This window comes from Stenotrophomonas sp. HMWF003 (genome assembly GCF_003061285.1).
GTDB classification, from domain to species: Bacteria; Pseudomonadota; Gammaproteobacteria; order Xanthomonadales; family Xanthomonadaceae; genus Stenotrophomonas; species Stenotrophomonas maltophilia_AP.
In genome coordinates this window covers 1-3,235 of the sequence record NZ_QAIW01000012.1, presented here as the reverse complement: position 1 = coordinate 3,235, position 3,235 = coordinate 1, and the positions used below count along the sequence as shown (strand labels likewise).

Below are 3,235 nucleotides of genomic sequence, written 5' to 3'. Positions count from 1 at the left end.
CGCCAGGCTGCACATCGTGGACGGGCGGGTGGGCGAGGGCGCGCGCTGAGGCGCGCTGTTCCCGACATGACGGCGCTGCCGAGTACATCCACTGCCGCCGTCGACCGGCCCCGGCGGAATCGGGTGCTGGACAAGCGATATGCCACGCACTGGTGCAGGGCGCTGTTCCTGCTGGCCTTGGTGTCTTTACCCCACCTGTCGGTATCGGCAGGTGAGGCCGATGCGTCCGTTGAACTGCATGCGCGCTGCCTGGATGCCCGCTGCCGCTTCTCCGACGGCAGACTGGATGTCGAACTGGAGATACGCAATACGGGATCAGAACCGGTCGTCCTGCCCTTGGAGTACTACCAACGCCGTGGACCGACAATCACCTTTGTGGACAACCACTCTGGAAAGCGCATTCGGAATCGGATGGGACCGCCCAATTCCCGGCTTCTTGATCACCTGCAGGTGATCGAGCCTGCGCAATCGCGACGGTTGCGCTGGATATTGATGCAGCATGCCATCGGCCAGCAGCCCGGTCAGCCCGCTGACGTCACGGTGGAATTCGGGTACAGCCTGCAACCATGGCGAGGCGCAGAGGCTCAGATGATTCGTACCACGCTCCGGGTCGGCGCAGACCCGGGTACCGATTAGACGCAGCCTGCTCCCACGCCGTATCCACGTTCCCCTCCAGGCGCGCTCAATCGCTCCCCAGCGTGAAGTACTCCGCGGCGAAATACCCGCACTGGTAGCCCAGCGCCGCCAGTGCCAGCCACAGGTGCCCGCGCCGCGTTTTCATCGTCATGCCCAACGCCGCGATGGCCAGCATCAGCACCGTATGCACCCAGTACGCCTGGCCCAGCATCTGCCAGCGGCTGTGGCCCTTGATCGCGGTGTCCACCAGGTCCAGCACCGTGATCAGCGCCAGCACCCCGAAGAACCCGCCACGCCGCTGCAGCAGGTAGTTTTCCAGGCTGCCGAATTCGCGCACGTCGTCAGGGAACAGCAGGGTGCAGAGCATGAACCACGACGCGCAGTAGCCGATCACGAACAGGTAAGTTTCCACATTCCAGTGCCGCACCTCGCCCAGGCGGAACTCCCACCACCAGAAGGTCACCACCGACAGCAGCGCCCAGACCACCCAGCACAGGTGGATCCACGACCAGCCGCGTCGTTTCGGGTGCTCGATGATCGAGGCCAGCCCGCGCAGCAGGGTGGTGATGCTCAGGCCCAGGATGATGCTGAGCACCACCCGGATGTGCAGGTAGACCGGATCGCTGTCCATCGACGCCCCCACGGCTGGAATGCGCCGATGCTGCGCCGGGCGGGGTGGTCGGGTCGTGTAGGGCCGGGGTAGGGCCCGGTACGGCAGCCGACCAACGGTCGGCTCTACCGGCGGGGGTTATCGCTTCTTTCGCACCAGCGCCGCCGAGGCGGCCAGCACCGCCCGGGTCAGCAGCGCCATCGTCTGCACATCGCCCTTCCAGTGCTGCCAGTACAGGGGCACGTCTTCCCATGCGCGCTGCTTCATGTAGACCAGGCGCCCGGCCTCCAGGTGGCGCTTGACCAGCGGCAGCGGGTTCATGGTCCAGCCCAGCCCGCCCAGGTTGGCCTGCACGAAGGCGCGGGTGGAGGGAATCCACCAGGTCGGCGCGGTCAGCGGCAGGTCCTCGCCGGCCAGGCGCCGGGCGAAGCGGGCCTGCAGGTCGTCCTTGCGGTTGAACACCAGCACCGGGGCCTGCGCCAGCGACTGCGCGTTGACCCCCTTCGAAAAGTGCTTCTCATGGAACGCCGGGGTGCAGGTGGCGGCATAGCGGATGCTGCCCAGCGCATGGATCTGGCAGCCCTGCACCGGCTCGTCCAGCGTGGTCACCGCGCCCAGCACCGCGCCCTGGCGCAGCAGCGCCACGGTGTGGTCCTGGTCTTCCAGGCGCAGGTCCAGGGTGGTCCCGGTCTGCGAGGCGAAGCTGCGGGCCGCCTCGGGGAACCAGGTTTCCAGGCTGTCGTGGTTCACCGCCACCGGGATGCTGGCGTGTGGCAGGTCTTCGTCGGCCAGGCCCATCCGGTGCAGGGCGTCGTGCTCCAGCAGGGCGGTCTGTTCGGCCAGCTGCACCAGCACCTGGCCCTCGGGGGTGGCCACGGCGGGGGAGGAGCGCTTGACCAGCAGCCGTCCCACCCGGTCTTCCAGCGCCTTGATCCGCTGCGACACCGCCGAAGAGGTGACATTGAGCGACTGTGCGGCGCGCTCGAAACTGCCTTCGCGGACCACGGCGGCAAGGGCACGAAGCTGGGCATGGTCGATCCGCATGGTCTTAAGCCTGGCTAATGGTGGTTAAGCAAGTTTAGCTCTACTTTTCCATGTTGCGGCGCGACAATATGCGCCATCCGGTGCTGTACGCCTTGGCGAGGCACCGCCCCCATACGCAAGACAAGGCGGTATCCCATGTTCTCCTTCATCTCCGGCGGCCCCGGTCTGGCCGCGTGGTTCAGTGGTGCGGCAACCGGCATCGGCCTGTTCGCGGTGGTCGGTGCACAGAGCGCCTTCATCCTGCGCCAGGGCATCCTGCGCAAGCACATCGTGCCGGTCGTGGCGACCTGTGCGGCCATCGATGGCATCTTCATCTTCGCCAGCGTGGCCGGCCTGCGCACCCTGACCCAGGCGCTGCCGTGGCTGACCACCGTGGTGCTGTGGGGCGGCGTGGCCTTCCTGGCGTGGTACGCCTGGCAGTCGGCGCGGCGTGCGCTGGCCGGTGGCGGCGGCATGCACGTGGACGACGGCGACAGCACCTCGCGCCGCGCGGTGCTGATGTCGGCGGTCGGCTTCTCGCTGATCAACCCGCATTTCTGGCTCGACATGATGGTCATCGGCGGCATCGCGGAGAACTTCGGCAATGCGCGCATGGCCTTCGCGGCCGGCGTGTTCACCGCCAGCTGCCTGTGGCTGACCGCCCAGGGCCTGGGCGCGCGCCTGCTGGCCCCGCTGTTCACCAAGCCTAAGACCTGGCGCATCCTCGACGGCACCATCGCAGTGATCCTGTCGATCCTCGCCTTGACCCTCGCGTTCCGCGGCATGCATTGAACTCTCTCCTCAGTGCATTCCTGGAATGGCACCGCTTGCGGTGCCATTTTTTTTGGTTCGTGAGCCGTTGTCGGGTGGGCCGCCAGGAGCGAGAATCTGGGGCGGGCGTATGGCATACAATGCGCCCGCTGTATTGGCTCATATCAAAGGAATGGCAATGAATCGGAAATGGAA

Annotated in this window: 4 protein-coding genes; 2 read left to right on the top strand and 2 right to left on the bottom strand. The window is 66.5% G+C overall.

Annotated features, from left to right (window positions below; translation table 11 throughout):
* On the top strand, positions 1–636 hold a 636-nt coding region (locus tag DBR34_RS00475; RefSeq protein ID WP_219928193.1), incomplete at its 5' end, for a hypothetical protein.
* A gap of 46 nt (positions 637–682) precedes the next feature.
* On the opposite strand, the gene DBR34_RS00470 is transcribed toward DBR34_RS00475, so the two are convergent.
* Both DBR34_RS00470 and DBR34_RS00465 read right to left on the bottom strand, forming a co-directional pair.
* Positions 683–1,267 (bottom strand): hypothetical protein, encoded by a 585-nt coding sequence (locus DBR34_RS00470; RefSeq protein WP_128095254.1) that lies wholly within the window; start codon positions 1,265–1,267, stop codon positions 683–685.
* Between the two features lie 117 nt (positions 1,268–1,384).
* Entirely contained in the window at positions 1,385–2,290 is a 906-nt protein-coding gene (locus tag DBR34_RS00465) for a LysR family transcriptional regulator ArgP (RefSeq protein WP_128095253.1), read from the bottom strand.
* A gap of 135 nt (positions 2,291–2,425) precedes the next feature.
* On the opposite strand from DBR34_RS00465, the gene DBR34_RS00460 reads away from it, so the two are divergent.
* Positions 2,426–3,061: a LysE family transporter gene (locus tag DBR34_RS00460; protein WP_038689752.1), complete on the top strand. Its 636-nt coding sequence runs from the start codon at positions 2,426–2,428 to the stop codon at positions 3,059–3,061.
* Positions 3,062–3,235 lie beyond the last annotated feature (174 nt).

Bases quoted from the DNA above. Each gene is read 5' to 3' on its own strand.
- DBR34_RS00470 (WP_128095254.1), bottom strand. From the start codon at position 1,267: ATGGACAGCGATCCGGTCTACCTGCACATCCGGGTGGTGCTCAGCATC.
- DBR34_RS00465 (WP_128095253.1), bottom strand. From the start codon at position 2,290: ATGCGGATCGACCATGCCCAGCTTCGTGCCCTTGCCGCCGTGGTCCGC.
- DBR34_RS00460 (WP_038689752.1), top strand. From the start codon at position 2,426: ATGTTCTCCTTCATCTCCGGCGGCCCCGGTCTGGCCGCGTGGTTCAGT.